6 protein-coding genes and 1 pseudogene are annotated in these 25,993 nt (G+C 70.5%); 2 read left to right on the top strand and 5 right to left on the bottom strand.

Annotated features, from left to right (window positions below):
• Nucleotides 1-52: 52 nt before the first annotated feature.
• Entirely contained in the window at nt 53-5,725 is a 5,673-nt protein-coding gene (locus tag ABFT23_RS22425; protein WP_347899271.1) for an Ig-like domain repeat protein, read from the bottom strand.
• Nucleotides 5,726-5,833: 108 nt separating this feature from the next.
• Nucleotides 5,834-8,017 carry an MMPL family transporter gene (locus ABFT23_RS22420; RefSeq protein ID WP_347899270.1) on the bottom strand — a complete coding sequence of 728 codons (2,184 nt, stop codon included), beginning with the start codon at nt 8,015-8,017 and terminating at the stop codon, nt 5,834-5,836.
• A gap of 202 nt (nt 8,018-8,219) precedes the next feature.
• Between ABFT23_RS22420 and ABFT23_RS22415 the strand changes: the two genes are divergently transcribed.
• Both ABFT23_RS22415 and ABFT23_RS22410 read left to right on the top strand, forming a co-directional pair.
• Nucleotides 8,220-9,455 carry an ROK family transcriptional regulator gene (locus ABFT23_RS22415; protein ID WP_347899269.1) on the top strand — a complete coding sequence of 412 codons (1,236 nt, stop codon included), beginning with the start codon at nt 8,220-8,222 and terminating at the stop codon, nt 9,453-9,455.
• 248 nt (nt 9,456-9,703) lie between these two features.
• On the top strand, nt 9,704-10,015 hold the full coding sequence (locus tag ABFT23_RS22410; RefSeq protein ID WP_347899268.1) for a GNAT family N-acetyltransferase: 312 nt from the start codon (nt 9,704-9,706) through the stop codon (nt 10,013-10,015).
• Between the two features lie 172 nt (nt 10,016-10,187).
• Here the strand turns inward: ABFT23_RS22410 and ABFT23_RS22405 are convergent, their stop codons facing one another.
• The 3 genes and pseudogenes from ABFT23_RS22405 to ABFT23_RS22395 all read right to left on the bottom strand — a co-directional run.
• Nucleotides 10,188-16,820 (bottom strand): ThuA domain-containing protein, encoded by a 6,633-nt coding sequence (locus ABFT23_RS22405; RefSeq protein WP_347899267.1) that lies wholly within the window; start codon nt 16,818-16,820, stop codon nt 10,188-10,190.
• Nucleotides 16,821-16,941: 121 nt separating this feature from the next.
• Nucleotides 16,942-25,263: a PKD domain-containing protein gene (locus ABFT23_RS22400; protein WP_347899266.1), complete on the bottom strand. Its 8,322-nt coding sequence runs from the start codon at nt 25,261-25,263 to the stop codon at nt 16,942-16,944.
• A gap of 347 nt (nt 25,264-25,610) precedes the next feature.
• Nucleotides 25,611-25,993: pseudogene (locus tag ABFT23_RS22395) on the bottom strand (gfo/Idh/MocA family oxidoreductase); the annotation flags it as partial.

Below are 25,993 nucleotides of genomic sequence, written 5' to 3'. Positions count from 1 at the left end.
GCGCGCCGTGCTGCACACGGCGCGCGACGGGTGGTCTGGTGGTGGGCTGGGGTCAGCGCGTCAGCGTGACCTTCATCGTGCTCTTGCCGCCGCCGTCGACGGCGACGACGAGCTTGCCCTGGACCCGCGGGCGCTGCGCGAGCAGCGTGCGGGCCCGGTTGCTGAGCTTCAGCTGGACAGTGGCGCTCTTGCCACCCGAGACCGCGTAGTTCGCGATGCCGAGCGACCGGTTGCCCGACCAGAGCCGCACCGTGCCGACGCACCGGGCGCCGGCCGGCTTGCAGGTCACCTGGACCGCGCCGAAGCGGCGGTTCTTGCCGGCGTCGACCTTGGCCGGCTTGACCGTGAGCGACGGCTTCGGCTTCGGCTTGGCCGTGACGGTCACCTGCACGGTCGTCGAGCCCGGCTGGACGGCGCTGTCGCCGGCGTAGCTGATGCTCAGCGTCTGGTTGCCCACCGTCATCATCGGGTCGGTCTTGACGACGACCTTGCCCGCGGGGGTGAGCATGCCGGTGCCGATGACCCAGGCGCCGTCTCGGACGACGACCTGGCCGGTCGGGGTGGCGCCCTCGGCGGTCACGGTGACCTGCACCGTGGCCCGCTTGCCCACCTGCACGGAGGCGGGTGCGACCTTCGCGGTCACGGTCGAGGCGACCGGCTGCGGGGTAGGCACCGCGGTGACGGTCAGCGAGCCGTTGCCGGTCGAGCCGGCGACGGTGGTGCTGCCCTCGAAGGTCGCCACGAAGTCGTGGCTGCCCGCGGTGTCGTAGGGCCCGGCCGTGAAGGTGGCCTTGCCGTCGACCAGGTCGGCCGCACCAGCCGGCTGGCCGTTGTCGGTCAGCATCACCGAGCCGGTCGGCGTCGCACCCGTGGCCTTGACGTCGACGGTGATCGTCGAGGTCTGACCGACCTGCACCGACGACGGGTTCGCCGTCACGGTCGTGGTCGAGGCCACCGGCTCCGGGTCAGGAGCGGCGGTCACGGTCAGCGCACCGTTGCCGGTCGAACCGGCCACCGTCGTGCTGCCCGCGTAGGTCGCCACGAACGCCCGGTTGCCCGCCGTCGTGTAGGGACCCACCTGGAACGTCGCCTTGCCGTCGACCAGCGCGACCGCGGAACCCACGGCCTGGCCGTTGTCGGTCAGCGTGACCGAGCCGGACGGCGTCGCACCCGTGGCCTTGACGTCGACGGTGACCGTCGAGGCCTGACCGACCTGCACCGACGACGGGTTCGCCGTCACGGTCGTGGTCGAGGCCACCGGCTCCGGGTCAGGAGCGGCGGTCACGGTCAGCGCACCGTTGCCGGTCGAACCGGCCACCGTCGTGCTGCCCGCGTAGGTCGCCACGAACGCCCGGTTGCCCGCCGTCGTGTAGGGACCCACCTGGAACGTCGCCTTGCCGTCGACCAGCGCGACCGCGGAACCCACGGCCTGGCCGTTGTCGGTCAGCGTGACCGAGCCGGACGGCGTCGCACCCGTGGCCTTGACGTCGACGGTGACCGTCGAGGTCTGACCGACCTGCACCGACGACGGGTTCGCCGTCACGGTCGTGGTCGAGGCCACCGGCTCCGGGTCCACGGCGTCCAGGTTCTTGAGCTGGACGTTGCGGAAGTAGACCTGGTCCTCGGCGGAACCGTGGGTCTGCAGGCCGACGAACGACGGCTTCTTCATCCGGTTCGGGTCGGTGTTGGTGAAGTCGTTGATCAGCACGTCGTTGAGGTACACCCGGATGCGGTTGCCCTCCACCACGATGTCGTAGCTGTTCCACTGACCGTCCGGCTTGAGCGCGGCGTCCCGGGCGGTCTTGTCGGCGCCCTGGAAGTTGTAGATCGCACCGGTCGTCTTGTTGTCGGCGTCGGTGGCGTCGATCTGGATCTCGTGGCCGAGGTCGATCGGGCCCTGCGTGCCGCCCTTCGGGTCGGGGAAGCCGACGAAGATGCCCGAGTTGCCGTTGCCGGGCTTCATCCAGTCCAACGTCAGCGAGTAGTCGTAGTCGATCGGGTCGGTGTGCCACAGCAGGCCGAACCCACCGCTGGTGAGCATCGAGCAGGCGACGTTGCCGGCCGTCGACGGCTGGTGGACCATCTCGCCGGGGCCGGCCATGGTCCAGCCGTCGGTGAGGTCGGCCCGCGTGCCGTCGTAGAGCACCTTGTAGCCCGCGTCGGCGGGGGTGGGGGTGCAGGTGTCGGGCGCGAGCTGGGTGTCGGTGACGGCGAAGTCGTCGAACGTGGCGATCTCGGTGCCGGTGCCGTTGTAGGCGGCCAGTCCGAGCATGGGCCGGCCGATCCCGCTGAGGCCGAAGGTCGAGCCGGCCGGCTGCGCGCCGACGTTGACCCAGGTGGCGCCGGCGTCGACCGAGTATTGACCGCGCAGCGCGAAGCCGTCGGAGATCAGCTTGAGCCGGACGCCGGTCTTGTTGGCGCCGACGGGCAGCTTCTGGATCGGGCTGTAGGCCAGGCCACCGCCGGTGATCTTGCCGAGCTCGACGACCCACCCGTTCTGCGGGTGGTTCATGACCACGAGCTTGCCGTAGTTCTGCGGGTCGCCGTAGGCCACGAGACCGGACTGGATGTAGTCGTCGGTGCCGTCGACGGCGACCGTGGTCTCGGCGGTCCAGGTGTTGTCAGCCTGCGGGGTCTTCTGCAGGACGAGGTTCTCGGCGGAGGTGGTGCCACCGCTGAGGTCACCGGGGCGGGCGTTGATCTCGAGCTTGCCGTTGTTGAGGCGGTGTCCGGCCGCGACCTCGTTGACCACGTTCCAGCGGCACCGGTCGAGCTTGGTGCCGTCGAAGGTGTCGTTGGGCGCGATCGGCGTGGTGCCGCAGTCGAGGGCACCGGGCATGCGGACGGCGAGGTGGTCGATGTTGACGTTGCCCTCGTCGCCGGCGGCGTAGGCGACCTTGACGGTGTTCTCACCCTGCTGGAGCGGCAGGACGACGTCCTTGGTCAGCCAGGTCTTCCAGCTGCCGCCCGGCGGGAAGGCGACGCGCTGCGAGGTGTCGCCGACCGTGACCGTCATGTTCTTGGTCTGGTTGGGCTGCGGGTTGGGGCCGTTGGCGAACCGGATGGTGGTGGGGTGGTCGCCGGTCTCGGCGGCATGCACCTTGAGCGTGGTGCTGGCGCCCTGGTTCCAGGTGCCGCCCATGAAGCCGCTGCCGGTGTAGCCGGCGTGCTCGGTGTCGGCCTTGGCGCCGTTCTCGAGCTCGCCGTCCTCGGCCTCGTAGATGGTGCCGCCCTCGGGGACGATCTTCATCATGTCGAGGTTGACGTTGCCGTCGTCGCCGGCGTCGTAGCGCAGCACGATGCTGTTGAGGCCCTGCTGCAGGTCGAGCTTGAAGCGGTGGACGCCCCAGGTCTTCCAGGTGCCGGTCGAGGGCAGCGTGATCTGCTGCTTGATGTCGTTGACGACCATCGTGATCTTCTTCGGGCCCTGGAACGGGTTCGGACCGTTGGCGTAGCGCAGCGCGATCTCGTGCTCACCGGTGACGGTGGCGGTCACGGAGGTGCTGACGCCGGCGCCCTGCTTGTCGAAGCCGGCGACGAAGCCGGAGCCGCTGTAGCCGGCGTGCTCGGTCTGCGGGTTGGCGGTGCCGAGCAGCGACTGGTCCTCGAGCTCGTAGAGGCCCGGGATGGCCGGCGGCGCCGGCGGGGCGACGTAGCCGGGCAGCGTGTTGAGCGTGTACCAGGCCTCGGTGTTGTAGAGCACCTTGCTGCTGGCCGCGGCGAACGGTCGCGGCGAGCGCAGGTGGACGACGCGGTCGGGCTTGAGACCGTCGAGGGCCAGGGTCACGCTGGTGCCGTCGGCCGAGGGGGTCGCGGAGGTGACCGTCAGCGTCTCCTGGTCGATCTTCGGGCCGCCGTAGGCCGCGGTGCGGCGGTAGCCCCACTGCTCGACGCTGTACTTGCTCGCGAGGTCGGTGAGGGTGGCTGCGGCGAGCGGCTCGGTGTAGGTGATCTTGAAGCCGCCCTCGACGACCTCCATCGACTTCATCTCGAACGGGGTGTTGGCGTTCGGGGTCAGCTTCTGCAGGCCGTAGGTGAGCTTGCCGGCCTGCTCCCAGTTGCCGCCACCGCCGATGCCGCCGGTGATGAGGATGTCGCCGGGGCCGCCGAGGACCTCGTTGACGCCGGCCTCGAGGCCCTGGGTGCCGCGGAAGAGCGCACCCTGGAACTCGCCGTCGACCTTCTCGAGGAAGGCGCGCTGCAGACCGCCGTAGGTGACGTCACCGATCATCAGCTGACCGGCGAACGGGCCGCTCTTGAGCATGACGGGGGTGCTGGGCGAGTTGGCGATCTCGTTCTGCGGCATCCACAGCACGGGCTTGCTGACGGGGGCCGACTGGAACGGGCCGGCCGGGTTGGTCCGGTGGCCGAAGTTCGCGCCCTGCTTGACCTGCACCAGCGTGGAGGCCGGCAGCCAGCCACCCTGGTTGTCGGTGACGAAGACGCCGTTGTCGGGACCGAAGCCGATGCCGTTGGGCGTGCGCAGGCCGCCGGCGACGATCTCCATCGCACCGGTGGTGTCGTCGACCGTGATCGAGTTGCCACGGGCCTGGCGGCCGTCGGGCAGCAGCGGCGCCATCTGCGGGTTGGTGGTCGCGCCGCCGTAGTCGATGGAGACCGAGGTGTTCAGGATGAACTTGTTGTCGCGGTGCAGCAGACCGAAGGCGAACTCGTGGAAGTTGCCGCTGGTCGGCACCTGCCACAGCGCGGTCTTCGGCGCGAGCTGGCCGTTCGTGCCCACCTCGAACTTGCTGATCTGGTGCTTCTCGGCGACGAAGATCTCGTTCTTGCCGTCGTCGTTCGTGTCGACCACGGCGACGCCCTGCGGCTCGCGCAGACCAGAGGCCAGGAGCGTGCGGGTGACGCCGGCCGGGCTGGTGGCGGTCGTGACGCCCTTGAGGCGGAAGAGCTCGCCCTCGGAGGTCTGGTTGGTCGGGCTGCCGGTGCCGCCCCAGGTGGTGAGGATCAGGTCGTCGCCGTCCCACGCCATGCCGGTGACCTTGGGCTGCCAGCTGGCCTCACGCAGGTTGGTGAGGGTGTAGCCGGGGTTGACGCCGTCGAGCGGCAGACCGTCGCCGGGGGCGTCGTAGGCGCCCTCGCACTCCTTGGTGCCGGGGGCGACGACGCGGGTGACGCCGGCCTGGGTCGAGAGCACGTCGTTGCCGACGAGGCTGAAGGCGGTCTGGCCGGGCTTCTTCCAGCGCAGCGTGAGCTCCTGGCCACCGGTGGCCTCGAGGAACTCCACGCGGAGCTTGTGGACGCCGGCCGCCAGCGTGACGGAGCCGGTCTTGGCCTCGGCGCCGTGGAGGCCGTCGTTGTTGATGACCTGCTTGTCGTCGATGAACAGCCGCGAGCCGTCGTCGCTCGTCAGCTGGAACTCGTAGCTGCCGTCGGCGTCGATCGAGAGGTTGGCGAGCGCGTGGGCGATGAAGTTGTCCTGCATCGGGTCCTGCGCGCTGCTGAAGTCGGCGTCCGACGTCCAGTTGATGTTCTGCATCAGCTTGTCGACGTTGGGGGTCTGCGCCGGCTTGAGGGTGCAGATCGAGGTGAGGCCCGCACGGACCTTGTAGACGCGCATGGTCACGCCGGGCTCGTCGCCCGCGGGCACGGCAGCGGCGGATGCGGTGGCCATGGTGGCCATGACGCCGACGCCCAGGGCGGCGGCGAGCCCGCTCGCGAGGAGCCGGCGGCCCCTACGAACGGGGCGCTGAGAGGTGGGTGACACGAAGAACGTCCTTCCGACGGTTATGACGGCAATCACACCGAGACACAGGCATTATGACGACGAACACACGACTTCTGTCCAGTGTTCAGACGAAACTCGTGCGAAACGTTATTTCCGGGTCCCGCCGACGGGCTTCGTGCCGGCCCTCGCGCGCTGCTTCGCGACCGGCACGGCCGGCGGTGTCGGGGCCACGAACGGTCGCCACCAGTTCCAACGCCCGAGCAGCGACATCGAGGCCGGCAGCAGGAGGCCCCGCACCACGGTGACGTCGAGCAGCACGGCGACGGTCATGCCGACCCCGATCTCCTTGACCGCGATCAGCTCGCCCACGGCGAAGCCGAGGAAGACGATGCCGATGCAGATCGCCGCCGCCGTGACCACGGGACCGGTGGCCGCGATCCCGGCGACCACGGCGCGGTCGTTGGCGGCGCGGGTGTCGTCGCGCCGGCGGTCCCACTCCTCCTTGATGCGCGAGAGGAGGAAGACCTCGTAGTCCATCGACAGTCCGAAGACGAAGACGAACAGCAGCAGCGGCGTCGTGAGGTCGATGGCACCCCACGGCTCGAAACCGAGCAGGCCCGAGGCCCAGCCCCACTGGAAGACCGCGACCAGGACGCCGAACGTCGCCGCGAGCGTAAGCAGGTTGAGCGCGATCGCCTTGAGCGGCACCACGACCGAGCCGGTGAGCACGAGCAGCAGGACGAAGGTCGCGAGCAGCACGAGCGCCAGCGCGAGCGGGAGGCGGTCGACCGTGGCGTCCTTGGCGTCGACGAGCTCGGCGGCCGGCCCACCGGCCTCCCACCGCAGGTCGAGGTCGTCGTCGTCCTGCAGCGCGCGGACGTCGCGCACCAGCTGCTGGGCCTCGGGGCCGGCCTGCGGTCCGACGGGCTGCACCTGCAGCCAGGTGACGCCCTGCACCTGCTCGCGCACGAACACCTCGTCGGCACCGGGCAGCGCCTTGAGCTCCTCGATGAGCGCCTGGACGTCGGGCACCGTCGGGTCTCCGTCGACGAGCACGTCGACGGGCTGCACGGCGTCGTCGAAGCCCTCCTCGACCAGCTCGGCCGCCTGTCGCTCCTCGCTGCCGGGGGGCAGCGCCGAGGCGTCGGAGTTGGCCAGCTCGATCTGGAAGGCCGGCAGCGCGAGCACGACCAGCGCACCGATACCGGCCAGCACGACCGCCAGGGGACGGCGCTGGGCGAACCGGGCGAGGCGCTCGAGCAGGCCGGGCCCGCGTCGTCCGCGGCCCCGCCGCACGTGGCGCCACACCCAGGTCTGCGAGCCCGGCGCCGGCAGGTGGCGGTGGGTGACCGCGATGAGCGCCGGCACGAGCGTGAGCCCGGCGGCCGTGGCCAGCACGACGACGAGCGCGCCGCCGAGGGCCATGGCGGCCAGCACCGGGTCGGCGAAGGCGTAGAGACCGGCCATCGCCGTCGCGATCGCGAGACCGGAGACGAGCACGGCCCGGCCGGCGGAGGCCGTGGTGCGCGCGAGCAGCACCTCGAGGGACGCCTTGCGGTCGGCCGCGGCCTCCTCGCGGAAGCGGAAGACGAGGATGAGGCTGTAGTCGACGGCGAGCCCGATGCCGAGCAACGTGACGACGTTGACGGCGAACTCGCTCACCGACGCCACGCCGGCGAGCGCCGTCAGGGCCAGCAGCGTCGAGGCGATGACGGCGAGCGCGGCCGCGAGCGGCAGGGCCGCGGCCCGGCCCCCGCCGAGGATCAGCAGCAGCGCGACGCACAGGAAGGCCAGGGCGATCAGCTCGCCCCGCACGGTGTCGGCGATCGCCTGCTCGGCGAAGGCCTGCTCCGAGAGCAGCTCGCCACCCACGAGCACGACCGGCGAGTCGACCTCGCGCAGCTTCTCGGCCACCTGCTCGGCGACCTCGAGGGCGCGGTCGTCGTCGAGCCCGCGCTCGAGCTCGACGACGACGAGCGAGCTCTCGCCGTCGTCGCCGATGAGGCCTCCGGAGGTGTAGGCGTCGGTGACCTCGGAGACGCCGTCGATCTCGCGGACCTCGAACATGATCCGGCTCGCCTGGGTCACCAGGTCGGTGGCGAAGAAATCGCGGCCGGCGATGACCGCGACGACCGTGTCGCCCTCGGGCTCGATCTCGTCGATGCGATCGGCGACGTCGCTGGACTCGAGGCCGGGTCGGGTGCCGTCGATGGTCTCGGTCTCGTCGTAGACCGAGCCGCCGAGCACCGCGCCGACCAGCGTGAGCAGCGCCCAGGCGGAGAGCACCCAGTGACGACGTCGGGCGATCGTCGCGCCAAGTCCCGACAGCACGCGTCCTCCGGTGGTTCGGTGTTCAGTGGTTCACTGGGAGTGCGCCGACGCGCACGAGCCCGTGCATTCGGTCACAACGGTCCCACACTGTCCATGGTCACCGACTAAAGTCGGCTACTTTTGCACGACTCCGGACAAAACATCGCGACGCGACGCGCACAAGTCATTCCGTCGCCGCGTCCGACGTGGCAGAGTGCACACCATGACGCAGACGCTGCCCGCGGCCGGCATGGAGGTCGTGACCCCCGTGCCCTCGGCCGCGCCCCCCGGCGCCGGCGACCTGCTCAGCCTCATGCTCGACGGCGAGCCGCGCACGCGCGCCGACCTCATCGAGCTGACCGGGCTGGCGCGCTCCACCGTTGCCGGACGCATCGAGGGCCTGCTCGCCGCCGGCCTGCTGCAGCCTTCCGGCCAGAGCCGCTCCACCGGTGGACGCCCGCCCACCCGCTTCGCGTTCAACCCCCGCGCCAAGCTGGTGCTGGCCGCCGACTTCGGCGTGACCCACGGCCGCGCGGCGCTCACCGACCTCACTGCCACCGTGCTCGCCGAGGAGGTGGCCGACCTCGACATCGCCGACGGCCCCGAGGCCACGCTGACCTGGCTCGTGCAGGTCGCCGACCTGTTGCTCCAGCAGGTCGGGCGCACCCGGGCCGACCTGGCCGGCGTCGGCATCGGTCTGCCCGGCCCGGTCGAGCACCAGACAGGCCGTCCGGTCAAACCGCCGATCATGCCCGGCTGGGACGGCTTCGCCGTCGCCGACTGGGTCGGCGAGCGACTCGGCGCCCCGGTCCTCGTCGACAACGACGTCAACCTGATGGCGCTCGGCGAGCACTCGGTCGCCTACCCGCACGTCGAGCACCTGGTGTTCGTCAAGATCGCCACGGGCATCGGCGCCGGCATCATCAGCGGGCGCCGCCTCCACCGCGGCGCCCAGGGCTCGGCCGGCGACCTCGGTCACGTCCAGAGCCCGCGCGGCGGCGACGCGCTGTGCGGCTGCGGCAACTACGGCTGCCTCGAGGCCATCGCGAGCGCACGCGCGATCGCCGTCGAGCTCGACCCCGCCCAGGCCGGCCGCGCCGACGCCAGCCGGGTCGTGCTCGAGCGGCTCGCCAGCGGCGACCGCGACGCCGTCGCCGCCATCCGTCGCGCCGGTCGCGACATCGGCGAGATCCTGGCCTCCTGCGTCAGCCTGCTCAACCCGTCGGTCATCGTGCTCGGCGGTGCGCTCGCCGGCGGCGCCCCGAGCCTGCTCGCCGGCGTCCGCGAGGTCATCTACGCCCGCTCGCTCCCCCTCGCCACCGGCGAGCTGAGCGTCGTCCCGGCCCAGACCGGCGAGCACGCCGGCGTCATCGGCGCAGCCACCATGGCCGTCCAGCAGTTCCTCGAGCCGCAGTCGGTCAACGCCATGTTGGCCAACCCGCTCGCTGCGTCCAGCTGATCGCTCGCGTCCTCGGTTCCTGCACCCGGCGGCGGGGAGTACCCGGTGCACCGGGTACCCCTGACGTTCTCAGGGGTTGGAACACCTGAGAACGTCGTGAACACGCTGAGGAGCCGGCCTCCACCCACGCGGTGCGCGGCACGGGCGTGCTGGACACGCACCCCACACTGGGTGCGTGACGAGGTGAACGAGGCGAGCCCGACCCCGGTCGCCGGTCGAGACCCACCACCGAGACGAAGGAACCCCGCATGTCCGAGACCGTCGTGTCCCACTCCCCCGACAAGACCCGTTACGAGGCGCACGTCGACGGCAAGCTGGCCGGCTTCGCCGAGTACATCCTCGCCGACGGCCTCGTCGTCTTCACCCACACCGAGGTCGACCCGGCGTTCGAGGGACAGGGCGTCGGCTCGTCGCTCGCCCGCTTCGCCCTCGACGACGTCCGCGACTCAGGCGGGCGCCGCGTGCTGCCCATGTGCCCGTTCATCAAGGGCTGGATCGCCCGGCACCGTGAGTACGTCCCGATCGTCTACGGCGTCCCGGAGTCGACCGCGAAGGACTGACGGTGCGACCGCCGGCGCGCGACCGCGTCGACGGATCTCGAGGTTCGCTCCGCTCGCACCTCGACCACCGTGCACCTCGCCCCGCTACTCCTCGACCACCGTCTTCCCGTAGGACGACGACGGCGCCGGTGGTCGTCGACCACCGGCGCCGTCGCGCTACCTCACCGTCGGATCAACGACGCACGCGGAAGCTCCACGTCTTGACCGTGCGGTTGCCGGCCGCGTCGAGGGCGACCAGGCGGACCTGGTGACGACCGACCGACATCGGCCGCTTCGCCTTCCAGGTCAGCTTGCCGGTACGGGCGTTGAACGTCGTGCCCTTGACCCGCTTGCCGTCGACGAACAGCACCAGGTCACGTGCCCGCACCGCCGAGACGGCGTCGGTCACGACCGCACCGATCTTCGGCTTCCGGGCCCGGACGGCGCCGGTCGGGGTGGTCGCACGGATGCGCGGACCCGTCGCGTCGACCGTCCAGGTGGCCACGGCCGGCGTGGCGTCGGTGCCGGCGGCGCTCACCGCGCGCACCCGGAACGTGTGCCGACCGTCCTTCAGACCGCGCAGGGTCCGAGGCGACATGCACTCGCTCCAGGCACCGCCGTCGAGCGAGCACTGGAAGGTGCCCGGCTGGGTGGCGTTGAACCGGATCGTGGCCGTGCGGTTGCGGACCGTGCCCTTCGGAGCCGACGTGATGCGGGTGTCGGGCAACGTGGCCGGAGCCTTCGTCACCGTGACCGTCACGGTGCCGACGTCGCTCGCCGTTCCGTCGGACACCGTGTAGTCGAAGGTGTCCTTGCCGACGAACCCGGCTGCCGGGGTGTAGGTGACCCGGCCGTCGGCCGCGATCGTGGCCGTGCCGCTGGCGGGCTCGGTGACCTCGGTGACCTCGAGCACGGCGTCGGCGTCGGCGTCCGTGTCGTTGGCGAGCACGTCGATCTGGACCGCCGTGCCCTCCCGGGTCGTGGCCGTGTCGTCGACCGCCACCGGCGGGTTGTTGGTCACGACCGACTCGACGAGGAACTCGTCGAAGGACACCTCGTCGCCGCTCTGCAGCACACCGGCGGCGAACACACCGAACCGCGGCGCGGTCATCGGGTGGTCGACGGTCTTGGGCATCTCGACCCAGGTGGCGCCCCCGTCGAAGGAGACCGAGCCGGTGTAGGTCGTGCCGGCCTTCTGCAGACGCAGCCGGACGGCGCTCAGCTCGGCGCCCTCGGGCACGGTGACCTCCGGCTGGGGGTCGGTGCCGACGATGACGTCGTTGACCTCGGAACGCAGCTCGAACCGGTTGGGAGCGGTGCGGCCGTCGTCGGAGATCGCGACGATCTTGACGTAGTTTGCATCGCTGCCGTAGGCCATGAGGCCGGCCTGGCTGTAGCCGCCGTCGAGACCGGTGACGTCGGCCAGCGTCTCGATCGTCCAGTCGGCCGACGCGTGGTCGGGCGACTGCATGACGAGGTTCGACTTGCTGGTGCCGCCCTGGTAGATCTCGCCCGGCGTCGTGGTGATGACCAGGTTGCCGCCCTCGACCCGGTAGGTGTCCGGGTCCTCGGCCACGATCGCGTTCCAGCGGCACGTGTCGAGCTCCGTGCCGTCGAACGGGTCGGAGGCGTCACCGAAGTCGCAGTCCTCGAACACGGTCACCGTGACGCGGGCGGTGTCGGTGCCACCGTTGCCGTCGGAGACGGTGTAGTCGAACGTGTCGGTGCCGGTGAAGGTGGCGTCCGGGGTGTAGCGGACCGTGCCGTCGGCGTTGACGGCCGCCGAGCCGCCGGCGGGGTCGGTCACCTCCGTGACGGTGAGGGTGTCGCCGTCGGGGTCGGAGTCGTTGCCGAGCACCGCCACGTCGACCGCGGTGGCCTGCACGGTGTTGGCCGTGTCGTCGGCCGCGAGCGGCGGACGGTTGACGTCGGTGCCCTCGACCCGGAAGTAGTCGAACGACGCCGTCCGATCAGCCTGCTGGACCCCGAGGGCGAACAGACCGAAGTCCATGTCGGCCGTCGGGTTGGTGACCGTGCCGACCGGCTGCCAGTCGCCGCCGTCGAAGGCGACCTCACCGACGTAGCTGTTGCCGGTCTTGGTCAGCTTGAGCCGGTAGGACGACACGTTGGCCGGCGCTGCCACCTCGGGCTGCGGGTTGAGGATGGCCGCACCGGACTCCGAGCGGAGCTCGACACGGTTGATCCGGCCCTGGCCCACGTCGGCGATCGGGTCGAGCTTGACGTAGTTGTCGTCGTCGCCGTAGATGATCAGGCCGGCCTGGGCGTAGCCGTCGGTGAAGGTCGTCGAGACACGGGTCTCGATCGAGTAGTCCTCGGTGGTATTGGTGTCCGACTGCAGGATGATGTTGCGCGTGTCGGGCTCCGAGGCCGAGTCCTGGTAGAGGTCACCGAGGGTGGCGTCGATCGTGAGCTTGCCGTCGGCGACGCGGTAGAGCGAGGCGTCCTCACGGACGATCGCGTTCCAGCGGCACTCCTCGAGCGTGGTGCCCTCGAACTCGTCGGTCGGGTCCGAGACGTCCGACGTGCCGTCGGGGTCGAAGCGCACCCAGTCGAAGGAGACCGTCGGCGAGGTCGCGGCACCACCCGACACGGCCGCGGGGCCGATCTTCGGCGCAGCGAAGGTGCTCAGCGGGGCCGGGCGACCGACCGGGCTGAACGCCACACCGTCGGTGGAGTACGACGCACGCAGGTCGGTGCCGTCGGAGGTGATCCGCACGTAGTACGTCGACGGGAACTCCGCCGGGACGCCGCCGAGCTTGTCCTCGGCGTTGTTGCGGGTCACGAGCGAGCCGCCGGCGTTGTTCTCGTAGATGAACTCGACGTCGCGGGTGCCGCCGGCCGAGATCAGGTGCACCGAGGCCCAGTTCTCGTCGTCGGAGTAGACCCGCAGGCCGGCCTGCTGGTAGTTCTCGCTGACCACGGCCGAGACCTTGGCCGTGGCCTGCCAGGCGCCGTCGGGCGTGGCCTGGACGACGACGTCCTTGGCGTTGCCGCCGGGGCCGTAGAGGCTGCCGGTGTCGATCGGCATGGTCAGGTTGCCGCCCGTGACGGCGATGTTGCCGCTCGGCCGGATGACCTGCCACTTGCCGTCGAGCGAGGTGCCGTCGAACTCGTCGGACTTCTGCACGCCGCAGCTGTCGAAGACGCGGATCGTCACCGTGGAGGTGCCGACGGCGCCCTGCGGGTCGGTCGCGGTCAGGCGGGCGGTGTAGGTGCCCGCCTCGGTGTAGGTGTGCTGGGCGTTCAGCGTGGTGGCCGTGCCGCCGTCACCGAAGTCCCACGCGTAGGTGAGCGTGTCGCCGTCGAAGTCCGTGGCGCTGCCGGTGAAGTCGACCGTGAGCGGGCCGGTGCCTTGGGTGGGCGTGCCGGCCGCGCCGACCTGCGGCTTGGAGTTGAGCGAGACGCCCTTGCCGGCCGCGTCGAAGAAGTTCACGTTGAACAGCCCGGTCGCGGCGGGGTTGGCGTTCTTGAACACCAGGAACAGCTCGTGCGTGCCGGTCTGCGCCGCGGCGTCGATCGGCATGTCGACGGTCTGCCAGGTCTGCCAGCCACCGGTCACGGGCACCGCGACGGTGCCGGCGAGCGGTCCGGTCGGGCTGTCGAGGCGGGCCTCGATGGAGCCGCCGGCCCCGGCCGAGGCGACGCGGAAGCGCATCGTCGGCACCTGGAACAGGCTGATCGGCTCGTAGGAGACGTAGTCGCCCGCGTCGATGTTCGACAGGTTGCGGGCGCCGCCCAGGGGGTCGGTGGTGGCCTCGGTGGCCACACCCTGCTGGGAGGAGAAGTGCTCGGCCTGCTTGCGCTTGGGCTGCAGCACGATCTCGTCGTCACCGATGAGCGACCGGATGCCGCCGGCACCGCCGCCGTCGGTGTAGCTGGCGTTGATGACGCCGAAGATGTTGGCGGAGGCGTCGTGGCCCTCGTCGCGCACCGTCGGCAGGGTGACGTCGCACCCGGTGCGCGAGCTCAGCGGGTGACCGTGGGAGTCGTGTCCGAGCACGTAGTCGATCTCGACCTTGGTGCAGTCGATCGTGCCGTCCTCGGGGTCGGTCACGTTGACCTTGACCCGCACGGAGTCACCGAACTCGAAGAACCCGCCGTTGGGCGGCAGCTCGATGTCGACCGTGGGCCGGGTGTTGCCGACCGTGACCACCGCGGTGGCGGTGCCGGTGCGCCCGGTGGTGTCGGTGACCGTGAGCCGCGCGTCGTACACGCCGTTCGTCGTGTAGGTGAACGTCGGGTTCGGCTGCGTCGAGTCGGGCGTGCCGTCGTTCTGGAAGTCCCAGGAGTAGGAGGCGATCGAGTCGCCCTCGTCGGGGTCGCTCGAGCCGGCGCTGGAGAACTGCACCGTCAGGTTGCCCGTGCCGGAGTCGGGCGTCGCCGTCGCATTGGCGGTCGGGGCACGCTCGCCCTCGTTGATCGCGTTGATCTTGTAGACGGCCGAGTTCTCGTTGCCCGTGAAGTAGCCCCCGTTGCCGTAGTCGAGCACGTAGAGCGAGCCGTCGGGGCCGAACTCCATGTCCATCGCGGCGTAGAGCGTCATCGAGTCGAAGAACGTGTCGATGCCGGTGATCTTGCCGGTCGAGTCCATCGGGATGTCGCGGATCCAGCCGCGGGTCCACTCCCCGGCGAAGAAGTGGTTGTCGAAGTACTCGGGGAACTTCACGTCGGAGGCGAGGTCGGGGTCGTAGTTGTAGACCGGGCCGGCCATCGGGCCCTCGCCGCCGCCACCGAACTCGTTGGTGGTGACGCCGTTGTAGGTGACGTTGCCGCCGTCGTAGGCGATCCACGCCGGCTGCGCGGGCGGCAGGTTGGTCAGGCCGGTGTTGCGCGGGCTGTTGTTGACCGGGGCCGCGCAGTTGAACTTCGGACCGGTCGCGTTCGTGGCGAAGTTCCAGTCGTTGTAGGTCTCGGCCGCGGTGTTGTTGCCCGTGCAGTAGGGCCAGCCGAAGTTGCCGGCGGCCTTGATCTGGTTGAACTCCACGATGCCGCCGGGGCCGCGGTTGGCGTTGGCGCCACCGGCGTCGGGGCCGTACTCGCCGAGGTAGACGTAGCCGGTGCGCTTGTCGACCGTCATGCGGAACGGGTTGCGGAAGCCCATGGCGTAGATCTCGGGCCGCGTCTTGCCTGCGGCGTCGGCGTCTTCGTCGAAGAGGTTGCCGTCGGGGATCGTGTACGTCGCCGTGGTCGCGTTGGGCGTGATGCGCAGGACCTTGCCGCGCAGGTCGTTGGTGTTCGACGAGCTGCGCTGGGCGTCGTAGGCCGGGTTGCGGGTCAGCCGGTCGTCGAGCGGGGCGTAGCCGTCGGAGGCGAAGGGGTTGGAGTCGTCACCGGTGGACAGGTAGAGGTTGCCCTCGGCGTCGAAGTCGATGGCCCCGCCGGCGTGGCAGCAGATGCCGCGGTCGGCCTCGACGCGCAGCAGCTCCTGCTCGGTCGAGGGCACCAGGGCGTCGTTGACCATCTTCATGCGGGTCAGGACGTTGTAGCCCTTCCACGTCTCGAACTGCGCGGCGGTGCCGTCGTTCGGCGCATCGCCGGCCGGGGTGTTCAGCGGCGGGGCGTAGTAGAGGTAGACCCAGCCGTCCTCCTCGAAGGTCGGGCTGACCGTGAGGCTCTGCAGGCCGTCCTCGTCGTGGGAGTAGATCGGCACGTCGTAGAGCTCGGTGGTGTTGCCGTCGAGGTCGGTGAGGAAGATCCGGCCGTCGCGGGCGTTGTGCAGCACGCGACCGTCGGGCAGCACCGAGATGCTCATCGGCTCGCCGACCTTGTCGACGCCCTTGGCCAGCGTGACCTGCTCGAACGACTCGTCACCCGGCGGCACCGGGGTGCAGGCGTCGGGGGCCTGCTCGGCGGCGTACTGGATGCCGCCGAGCAGGTGCAGCTCGAAGAGCGGCTCGGAGAACGAGGCCTGCGTGTGGCCACCACCGGTGTAGAAGCTGCGGCCGCCGTCGAACTCCTGGTACCAGGCGATCGGGTGGTCGTCGTCGGTGGTGTTGCCGTCGACCTCGTCGTACGTCGACTCGTCGAGGGAGGCCAGGACGTTGATGTTGGAGTTGGACCGCGGGGAGTAGTCCGGCACCGTGGCGGGGCCGTTGCCACCCACGAACGGCAGGGAGCCGCCGGCGAAGGTGCCCTCGGTCGGCTGGAAGTTGTACCACTCGTCGGTGCGCGTCCAGCGGTCCGGCAGGGCGCACGTGGACGCCGTCGTCGTGTCCTCGACGTCGATCGTCGCGGTCGGCGTGCCGGCCGGGTGGTTGCGGAAGTAGGCGCCGACGAGCTTGCCGTACCAGGGCCAGGTGTACTCGGTGTCGGAGGCCGCGTGGACGCCGACGTAGCCACCGCCGCCCTTGATGTAGTTCTCGAACGCCGTCTGCTGGGTCGCGTTGAGCACGTCGCTGGTGGTGGAGAGCCACACCACAGCCTCGTACTTGTCGAGCTCGGTGGCGTTGAAGACCGTGGAGTCCTCGGTCGCGGTGACGGTGAAGCCGTACTGCGCACCGAGCTTCTGGATGGCCCGGACGCCCGCGGGGATCGAGTCGTGGCGGAAGCCGGCCGTCTTGGAGAAGACCAGGACGTCGTAGGTCGGGGCCACGCGGCGCAGCGGCTGAGCGGCGTCGGGCAGGCCCTCGGGCAGGTCGCGCAGTACCTCGGGCAACGACGACGACGTCGTGTCCATGACGTAGGGCGCGAGGTCGGGCTGGGCGGGTGCGGCCTGTGCGGGAGCGGCGGCCATGACGCCACCGGTGACGGCGACGGCAGCGACGCCGGCGACGAGCGACCGGGCGCGGACCCTCAGGTGGGACACGGGTGATCGGAACCTTCTCATGCTGATCTGCCTTCTGTGGCGTGGTGCAGCTGTGGGCGGGTGGGGCGCACCGCCCGGCACCCGTGGGTGGGGTGCCGGGCGGTGCGTCATGGACGGGCGGTCAGCGGCGGATCCGGAAGGTCCACGTCTTCACCGTGCGGTTGCCGGCTTCGTCGACCGCCACGAGGCGGACGGTGTGCTTGCCGAACGACATGCGCTGGCGCGACTTGAAGGTGAGCTTGCCAGTGCTGGGGTTGAAGCTGATCGAGCGTGCCTTCCCGTCGACCCGCAGGGTCACGCTGCCGGCCGAGAGCCGGCCGGCGTCGCGGACGGTGGCCCGGATCGTCGGGGTGCGACCCTTGACGGCACCCTTCGGGCCGATCGCGCTCACCGACGGGCCACGGGTGTCGACCCGGAACGTGCGCACGGCCGGGCTGGCGTCGCGGTTGCCGGCGGCGTCGACCGCGCGGACCATGAGCCGGTAGCTGCCGTCGCGCAGGTTGCGGTAGGTCGTGACGGTCGAGCAGGGCTTCCACCCGGCACCGTCGAGGCTGCACTCGAAGGTGCTGCCCACCTCGGTGGAGCCGAAGCGGAACGACGCCGTGCGGTTGCCGGTGACGCCGGACGGACCGGACACCACGCGGGTGTCGGGCGCCTCGGTGTCGGGCTGCTCCGGGACCTCGCCCTCCTCGACGACGACGCGGACCGTGGCCGTGGCGCTCGGGTGCTCACCCTCGTGCTCACCGTCGTGGCGGGCGTGGGCGTCGTGACCGTCGTGGCCGCCGCCACCGGCCGCGGGGTGCGGGCCGGCGTGGGTGACCGTGACGACCGCGTCGTAGGTGCCCGCCTCGGTGTAGGTGTGCTCGGGCGAGGCGCCGGTGCCGGTGGTGCCGTCGTCGAAGTCCCACTCGTAGGTGAGCTTGTCGTCGTCGACCGGCGTGTAGTCGGCGCAGGCGATCCGGCCGGCACCCATGTCGGGCTGGTGGACGACGAGCGAGACGGCCTTGTCACCGGCACGCTGCGGGTCCGTCACCGCGACCGAGGCCTTGCCCTCGGCGTCGGAGGTGAAGGTCAGCCAGATCTCGTTGGCCTCCTCGAACGGCTTGTCCTCGTCGAAGCGGTAGTGCGCCCCGGCGTTGTTGTCGGCGCACGACTGCTCGTGCACGTGCACCATGTGCGTCGAGTTCGGCTTGACGCCCGACAGCTCGAGGAACGTGTCGGTCGAGGCACCCCAACGGGTCATCGTCGTGGTGCCCTCGACGTCGTCCCAGGCACCGACGCCGTTGGCGAAGACCTTCAGGTCGCCGCCGACGGTGGTCGGCTGCGACACCTCGGTGTCGAAGCTGACCGGCAGCGGGGCCTCGCCGGTGGACGGCGCGGCGCTCGCGGTGAGCTCGATCTCGCGGACCGGCTCCTCCGGCTCGGGGTCGACCGGCGGCTCGCCGCCGACGACGATCCGGAACGACCGCTTGCCGACGTTGCCCGACGGGTCGGTCGCGCTGAAGGTGGCGGTGTAGACGCCGGGCTTGGCGTAGGTGTGGTTGCCACGCGTGCCGTCGACGATGTTCGTCGCGGTGCCCGGGTCGCCGAAGTCCCACTTGTACGTCATGTCGTCGTTCTGCGGGTCCTCGGCGCTGCCGGTTCCCGTGACGTTGAGCGGGGCGTCGCCGGCCTGGGTGCTGACCCCGGCTCGCACGAGCGGTGCCTGACCGCCGGTCACGGTGATCTCGAACTCGCGCTTGAACTCACCGCCGCGCCCGTCCTTCACGGTCAGCGTCGGCCAGTAGCGGCCGGGCTGGCTGTAGGTGTGGTGGGCGTGGTCGTGGGTGTCGACCGCCGTGCCGTCGCCGAAGTCCCAGGCGTAGGTCAGCGGGTCGCCGTCGGCGTCGCTGGCTCGCGCCTCGAAGTGGACGTAGAGCGGGGCCCCACCGGTACGCGGGTCGACGAGCGGGTTCGCCGTCGGCGCGCTGTTGACCGGCTCGGGGTCGCCCTCCTCGACGACGACCGTGCCCTGCATCGTCGCGCCGTGGATGACGCAGATGTAGTAGTAGGTGCCGGGCTTGGTGAAGGTGTAGCGCACCGGCGCGCCACCGGGGTCGCGCACGGCCTGCAGGGGCGGGTCCCAGGTCGCGAACCCGCTCTGGTCGCGCGAGGTGAGGTCGTGGCTCATCGTGGCCCGGTCGAACTGCCACTCGACCGTGTCGCCGACCTTGACCTTGACCTCCGAGGTGCCGGTGGACTCGGCGACCCACGCGCTGGTGGGCGAGTCGACGGCGTCGACCACCCAGGTGCGCGGGCCCTGCTGACCCTGGACGACGATCTCGACCGTGTCGGTGCCGGTGGCGCCGTCGGGGTCGGTCGCGGTCACCGTCGCGGTGTAGGTGCCGGCCTGGGTGTAGGTGTGGCTGACGGTCTCGCCGGTGGGCGTGCCACCGCCGCTCGCGTCGCCGAAGGCCCAGGTGTAGACGAGCTCGTCGCCGTCGGCGTCGGTGCCCTCGGCGGTGAAGTCGACCTCGAGCGGAGCGGTGCCGGTGAGCGGCGTCGCGGACGCCGTCACCTCGGGCGCGGTGTTCTCCGAGCACTCACGCTCGGGCCCGACGGCGAACCAGTCGTACTCGGCGGTCGCCACGGTGCCACCCTGACCACGCAGGGCGTAGGGCCCGACGAACGAGCCGGTACCGAAGCCGCGTCGGTCGTCACCGGCCGACTCCCAGGTCTCGCCGTCGACGGAGAACTCACCGCGGTAGGTGACGCCGTCGGCCGACGAGATCCGCAGGTACACGGTCTCGGGGAAGTCGCCGGGCAGGAACGGGCCACCGAAGTCGCCGCCCGGTCCGGAGTGCCAGTTGCCCGAGAAATCGTTGTTGCCTCCCTCGTTGCGCAGGAACTCGACCCAGCGGTTGCCGCTGCCCTTGTTGACGAAGGCGAGCTTGAGGTAGCCGCCGCCGGTCGGGTTGTGCATCACGAGTCCGGCCTGCTGGCCCTCGGCGGTCGTCGCGAGCCTCATCTTCGTGACGGCCGTGTAGGGGCCCTCGGGCAGGCTCTGCAGGATCAGGTTGGGCGAGCCCTCCGTGAGCTCACCGGGACCGGTCTGCAGCTTGAGCTTGCCGTCCTCGACCTTCATCAGGTCGGGGTTGGCGCGCAGGATGCCGTTCCAGCGGGTGGTGTCGAGCGCCGCGGCGAAGTCGTCGCCGCGCGAGCACGACGTGACCGTGGGCTCGACCGCCGGCACCTCGGGTCGGACCTCGACCGGCTCGCCGGCGAAGCGGACGTAGTCGTACTTCGCGGTCACCGCGGTGGGCGAGGCACCACGCAGGGCCATGACGCCGACGCGCGGGGCGTCGATGCCGGCCAGGGCGCGGGCGTCGCCGACCTGGGTGAACTCCTCGCCGTCGGTGGAGTACCAGCCCGTGAGCTGGGTGCCGTCGGAGGCGAAGCGCAGCCAGAACGTCGTCGGGAAGTCGGCCGGCAGGAAGGGCCCGCCGAAACCGCTACCGCCGCTGTGCCAGTTGCCGTTGAAGTCGAAGGAGTTGTTGGGGTCGCTGCTCTTGAGGAACTCGATCCACTCGTTGCCCTCGTTGCTCTTGCGGACGAACATCAGCTTCGCGAAGCCCGACCCGCCGGCACCGGCGACCACGAGTCCGGCCTGCTGGCCCTCCTCCCTCGGGTCGAAGGTCAGCTTGCTCGTGACCTCCCACTCGCCCTCCGGGACCGCCTGGGTGATGAGGTTGGGCGCCGAGTTGTACTCGCCCAGACCGGCCTGCAGGTTGAGCGAGCCGCCACCGACGTCGTAGAGCTCGGTGTTCTCGCGTCGCACGCTCCACAGGCAGTTGTCGCGCAGGTCGCCGTCGTCGAACTCGTCGGAGCGTCGGGTCTGGCCGCACGGCGGCTCCTCGCCCTCGGTGACGCCGGAGATCGCGAAGATGTGCAGCTTGGCGTCGACCGGCAGCTTGATGCTGACGACGTCCTTGTCCTGCAGCGCGACCTGCTGCTGCCAGATGGAGACCGCCGGCCCGGTGTCGCCACCGCTGTTGTGCCGGTGTGGCATGGCGATCGCGATGCCCTCGCCGAACTTCGGCGCGACGGCCCAGTCGGTGAAACGCAGCTGCACCGTGGACGTCGAACCGTCTCCGTAGGTGATGGTCGCCGGCTGCTGGACGTCGCCGTTGTGGGCCGAGGCCAGGATGCTGAGGCCGGAGAACCGGCCCGAGGGCAGCGGGATCGTCTGGCCGTTGGCCTCGACGTTGTTGTTGCGCCCGTCGACCGGGCTCGGGAACTCGTGGTCGACGCCGTTGACGACGAGCGAGCCGCCGTTGGCGCGCACGGCCTCGGGCAGCGTCTCGGACGCGTAGGCCCAGCCGCCGCCGTCGAAGTTGCCGTTGCCGGGGTTGGCGTGGGTCGAGATGCCGTCGTTGTTGAAGAACGACGTCAGGTCGGCGACCGCACGGCACACCCCGGACTCGAGGGCGCGCACCCGCACCGTGGTGGTGCCGGTGTTGCCGTCGGGGTCGGTGACGACGAGCGTGGCGGTGTAGGTGCCGGGCGTGGTGTAGGTGAAGGTCGGGCTCGCCTCGGTGGAGGTGTCGGCGTCACCCTCGACGCCGAAGTCCCAGGCGTAGGTGACGGCCTGGCCCTGCGGGTCGACGGCGGTGCCGGAGAAGGCGACCTCGACGGGGGCGATGCCGCAGCTCGGCGTGGCCGTGGCGGTGGGCACCGGGTCGGTGAGCACCGTGACGGCGGAGGCCTCGACGGCCTGGCCGCGGGTGCCGTCGACGTCGATGGGCGTGACCTTCGCGGCGTAGCTGCCCTTGGCCGTGTAGGTGTGCTTGATCGTCGCGGCACCGGTCGTCTTCGGGGAGCCGTCGCCGAAGTCCCACTCGTAGGTGAGGGCGTCACCCTGGCGGTCGATACCCTCGGCGACGAAGGTCGCCTCGAGCGGGGCCGCGCCACGGGCCGGCGTCGCCGTGACCTTGTTGACGAACGGCTCGTCGATCTCGAGCTCGCGGATCTGCACGTTGCGGAACGAGACGACGTCGGCGTCGCCGTGGTTCTGCAGGCCGACGTAGCCGGTGATGCCGCGCGAGCCGTCGGAGGTGTAGCGGTTGACCTCGACGCCGTTGAGCGTCATCACGTAGGTCTGGCCGGTCACGCGGATCTCGTAGTCGTTCCACTCACCGATCGGCTTGGCGTTGCGACGGTCCTCACGGTCGAAGTTGTAGACCGATCCGGTCTTCTGGGGCTCGTCGTTGGGCTGCCCCTCCTTGATCTGGATCTCGTGACCGTCGTCGACGGCGTTGAACGGGTCGTTGCCGGGGTCGGGGAAGCGGGTGAAGACACCGGAGTTGTCGCCCTCGTCGCTCAGCTTGAACTGCAGCTTCATCGAGTAGTCGTCGTACTGCTGGGTGGTGTTCCACAGCAGGCCGAGACCACCGAACGAGGTCAGCGTGCAGTCCTCGACGACGAAGCCGCCCGGACCCGACTGCTTCCAGCCGTCGAGGTTGCGGCCGTTGAAGAGCAGCTCGTAGCCGGCGTCGGCCGTGGGCAGCGTGGCGCAGGCGCGCCGCACGATCACCTGGACGGTCTTGCTGCTGCTCTTGCCGGTGGTGTCGGTGGCGGTGACCCGGGCGGTGTAGGTGCCGGGGGCCTGGTAGGTGTACGAGACGTTCTGGCCCGTGGCCTTGTCGGTCTCGGTGCCGGCGACGCCGAAGTCCCAGGTGTAGGTGATCGCGTCGCCGTCGGCGTCGGTCGCCTGCGCGGCGAACTGGACGGCGAGCGGGGCGGCACCGTCGGTCGGGGTGGCCGTGGCGGCGGTGATGAACGGGGCGACGTTGGAGGCGATGCCCGAGCCGGTGAAGCGCACCTCGTCGAAGTTCATCTCACCACTGCCGGTGTAGACGAAGAAAAGCGGGCGGCCGCCCTGGTCGGCCACGCGGCTGGTGATCTCGCCGGTGACGGTCTTGTAGTAGTAGAGGCCTTGCGTGCCGCCGTTGAGCGGGATGCGGGCGGCGACCGGTCCGTTGGCCGCGCCGGCCCGGACCTCGATGGCCGCACCGGCGGCCGGGTTGCCGGAGTAGGTGACCGCGATCGAGCTCATGCCCGACAGGCTCATCGGGTTGTAGGAGATGTGGTCGTTGTTCCCCATCCCGGTGATGATGCCGCCGGCGCCGGGACGCGTGCCCGACTTGTCGTCGTAGCCGGTCTCGCTGACGCCGGAGCGACCGTTGCTGTGCTCGGCCTGCTTGCGCTTGGGCTGCAGCGTGATCAGGTCACGACCGGTGAGGGGGCCGTTGGCACCGTTGCTGCCGCCGCGGTCGGTGTAGGTCGCGGCCAGCTGGCCGTAGATGTTGGCGTCCTCACCGTGGTCGGTGGAGTCGGACATCGTCATCGTGCCCGCGCACCCGAACTCGCTCTGCAGCGGGTGGGCGTGGATGTCGTGACCGAGGCCCTCGGAGACCTCGACGCGGGCACAGTCGACGGTCTCCTCGCCGTCGGTGACCGTGACGTCGTAGTCGACGTCGTCGCCAGGGGCGAAGAAGCCGCCGTCGATCGGCGCGGTGAAGTCGAGGACCGGACGCGTGTTGCCGACGTTGACGATGACCTGGCCCGTGGCCGTCTTGCCGGTCGAGTCGGTCACCTTGAGGGTGGCGGAGTAGTCGCCGGCCGCGGAGTAGGTGTAGGTGGGGTTGGCCGCGGACGAGTCCGGGGTGCCGTTGTTGTCGAAGTCCCACGAGTAGGTCATCGTGTCGCCGTCGGGGTCGACGGTGCCCGCGCTGGAGAACGTGACGGTGAGGGGCGTCTTGCCCTCGGACGGCGTCGCGGCGACCTTGACCTGCGGGGCCGAGCCGTTCACGGCGTAGTCGATGCGGACGAGCTTGGTGTCGGGCGAGCCGGAGAAGAAGCCCGAGCCGTACTCGAGCACGTAGAGCGAGCCGTCGGGGCCGAACTCCATGTCACCGGGGGCGAAGAAGCCCTGCATGAACGTGTTGATCGAGGCGATGGAGCCGTCGGGGTTGGTGCGGACCTCCTTGATCCAGCCGCGGCTCATCTCGGAGATGAAGACCGAGCCCTCGAAGTGGGCCGGGAAGGCGGTGTCCTTCGTCATCGTGTTGCGCGACTGGCGGTAGACCTGCGCGCCCGTGGGCGTCGAGCCCTCGACCTGGGGGTACTTGAACGGGGCCGAGGTGGAGTAGGGGATCCAGGCGTCGGTCATCGGCGGCAGGTCGGTGAGGCCGGTGTTGTTGGGCGAGTCGTTGACCCCGGTCATGCCGTTGGGGTCGTTGCAGGGGAACCGCTTGAGGCTGCCGTCGGGGTTCTTCTTGGCGGTGTTGGTGACGAAGTCCCAGTCGACGTAGGCGCCACCGAAGTCCTGCTTGGTCAGGTCGTCGCCGACCTCGCCGCCGCAGTAGGGCCAGCCGCCGTTCATGGCCTCGGTGGTGCGGTTGAACTCCTCCTGGTGCCGCGGGCCACGACCGGGGTCGTTGCTGCGCGAGTCGGGGCCGACCTCGCCCCAGTAGACGGCGTCGGACTCGGGGTCGGTGCCGAGGCGGTAGGGGTTGCGCAGGCCCATGACGTAGATCTCGGGCCGGGTCTTGGCGGCGTCGGCGGTGGGGTACTTGGCGGTCGGGTACTTGCCGCCCTCGCCGAACAGGTTGCCGTCGGGGATGTCGTAGGACATGCCGGTGCTCGACTCGGGCGGGTTCTCGTCACCGAGGTCGTCGGCGCGCGGGATGATGCGCAGCATCTTGCCGCGCAGGTCGTTGGTGTTGCCCGCGGAGTCCTGGGCGTCGTAGTCGTTGCGACCGGGGCGCTCGTCGTGCGGCGAGAAGCCGCCGTTGTCGGACGACGAGGTGTTGTCGCCGGTGGTCAGGTGGAGCACGCCCTCGCCGTCGAACTGCAGCGAGCCGGCCGAGTGGCAGCAGATGTTGCGCTGCGTGCCGACGTGCAGGATGACCTTCTCGCTGGCCTTCGAGATCGACACGGCCCCGGTCTGGGCGTTCTCCTCGAGCGTGAGGCGCGAGAGTCGGTTGGCGTTCAGCGACTTCGGCTGCGGGGCGTAGTAGACGTAGATGTGGTTGTTGGTGGCGAAGTCGGGGTCGAGCGTGATGCCGAGGCCGCCGTCCTCCAGGCCGCTCCAGACGTCGAGCTGCGCGGCGAGCATGATGATCTCGATCGAGCCGTCGGCCGGGTCGTACATCTGGATGTCGCCGGCGCGGGTGATGAAGAAGACCCGGCCGTCGGGGGCGACGGTGAGCTCCATGACCTCGCCGAGCGTGTTGCCCTGGCCGAGGACGACCTTCTGGAACTTGCTGAGGTCGGGCGGGTCGTCTGCCTTCGCCGCCGCCGCCGGGGCGGCGTCGACGGCCACCGGGGCGTCGGCGACGTCGACGGCGCTGGGCGCCGCCACGGGCGCGGCCGCGGCCGTCGAGGTGGGCAGGAGGCCCATCACGCCGGCGGCCAGCGCGGCGACGAGGCCGAGCGCCAGGCCGCGCCGCGGCGATCCGGTGGTGCTGCGAGTGGTCCGGGATGTGCGGGTGGTGCGACGGGGGTGGGAGCTCCCCGAGTGTTCCGAGTGGTGCGGCATGCGCGACGTCGCCCTTCTGGGTGTGTCGGGCGTCACTCGCGCCCGTGGCAGTCGTCACATTAAAGAGGCGCTTTTGACGGCGTCAAGGCATAAGTCGCGCTGATTTCGCCGATCGTCGATCGGTTGTCGAGGTCAACGATGACGGAACTCCGGGCATGCCGACGACCCCGATGTGCGGGCGCACACCGGGGTCGTTCGGGACGGTGGTCCTAGGCGGGGATCTCCTGCCAGGCACGGGTGTCACTGCTGGTCTCGACGGCACCCAGCACGCGCTGGACGTGCAGCCCGTCGGCGAAGGTGGGCGCCGGGTCGACGCCCTGGGCGATGGCGTTGACGAGGTCGACGGCCTGGTGGGTGAAGCCGTGCTCGTAGCCGAGGCCGTGGCCGGGGGGCCACCACGCGCCCACGTAGGGGTGGCCGGGCTCGGTGACCAGGATGCGGCGGAAGCCGGCGGTCTCGTCGGGCTCGGTGGCGTCGAAGAACTCCAGGACGTTCATGTCCTCGAAGTCGAAGGCGAGGCTGCCGCGTGAGCCGTTGATCTCGATGCGGATGGCGTTCTTGCGGCCGGTGGCGAAGCGGGTGGCCTCGAAGA

The sequence above is a fragment of the Nocardioides secundeburneus genome (assembly GCF_039939255.1).
Lineage (GTDB): Bacteria > Actinomycetota > Actinomycetes > Propionibacteriales > Nocardioidaceae > Nocardioides.
Note: the sequence above shows the minus strand (reverse complement) of the source record. Positions and strands in the feature narration are given on the sequence as shown.

Excerpts from the sequence above, each read along its gene's own strand:
- ABFT23_RS22400 (WP_347899266.1), bottom strand. The coding sequence starts at position 25,263 with ATGGGCCTCCTGCCCACCTCGACGGCCGCGGCCGCGCCCGTGGCGGCG.
- ABFT23_RS22415 (WP_347899269.1), top strand. The coding sequence starts at position 8,220 with ATGACGCAGACGCTGCCCGCGGCCGGCATGGAGGTCGTGACCCCCGTG.
- ABFT23_RS22410 (WP_347899268.1), top strand. The coding sequence starts at position 9,704 with ATGTCCGAGACCGTCGTGTCCCACTCCCCCGACAAGACCCGTTACGAG.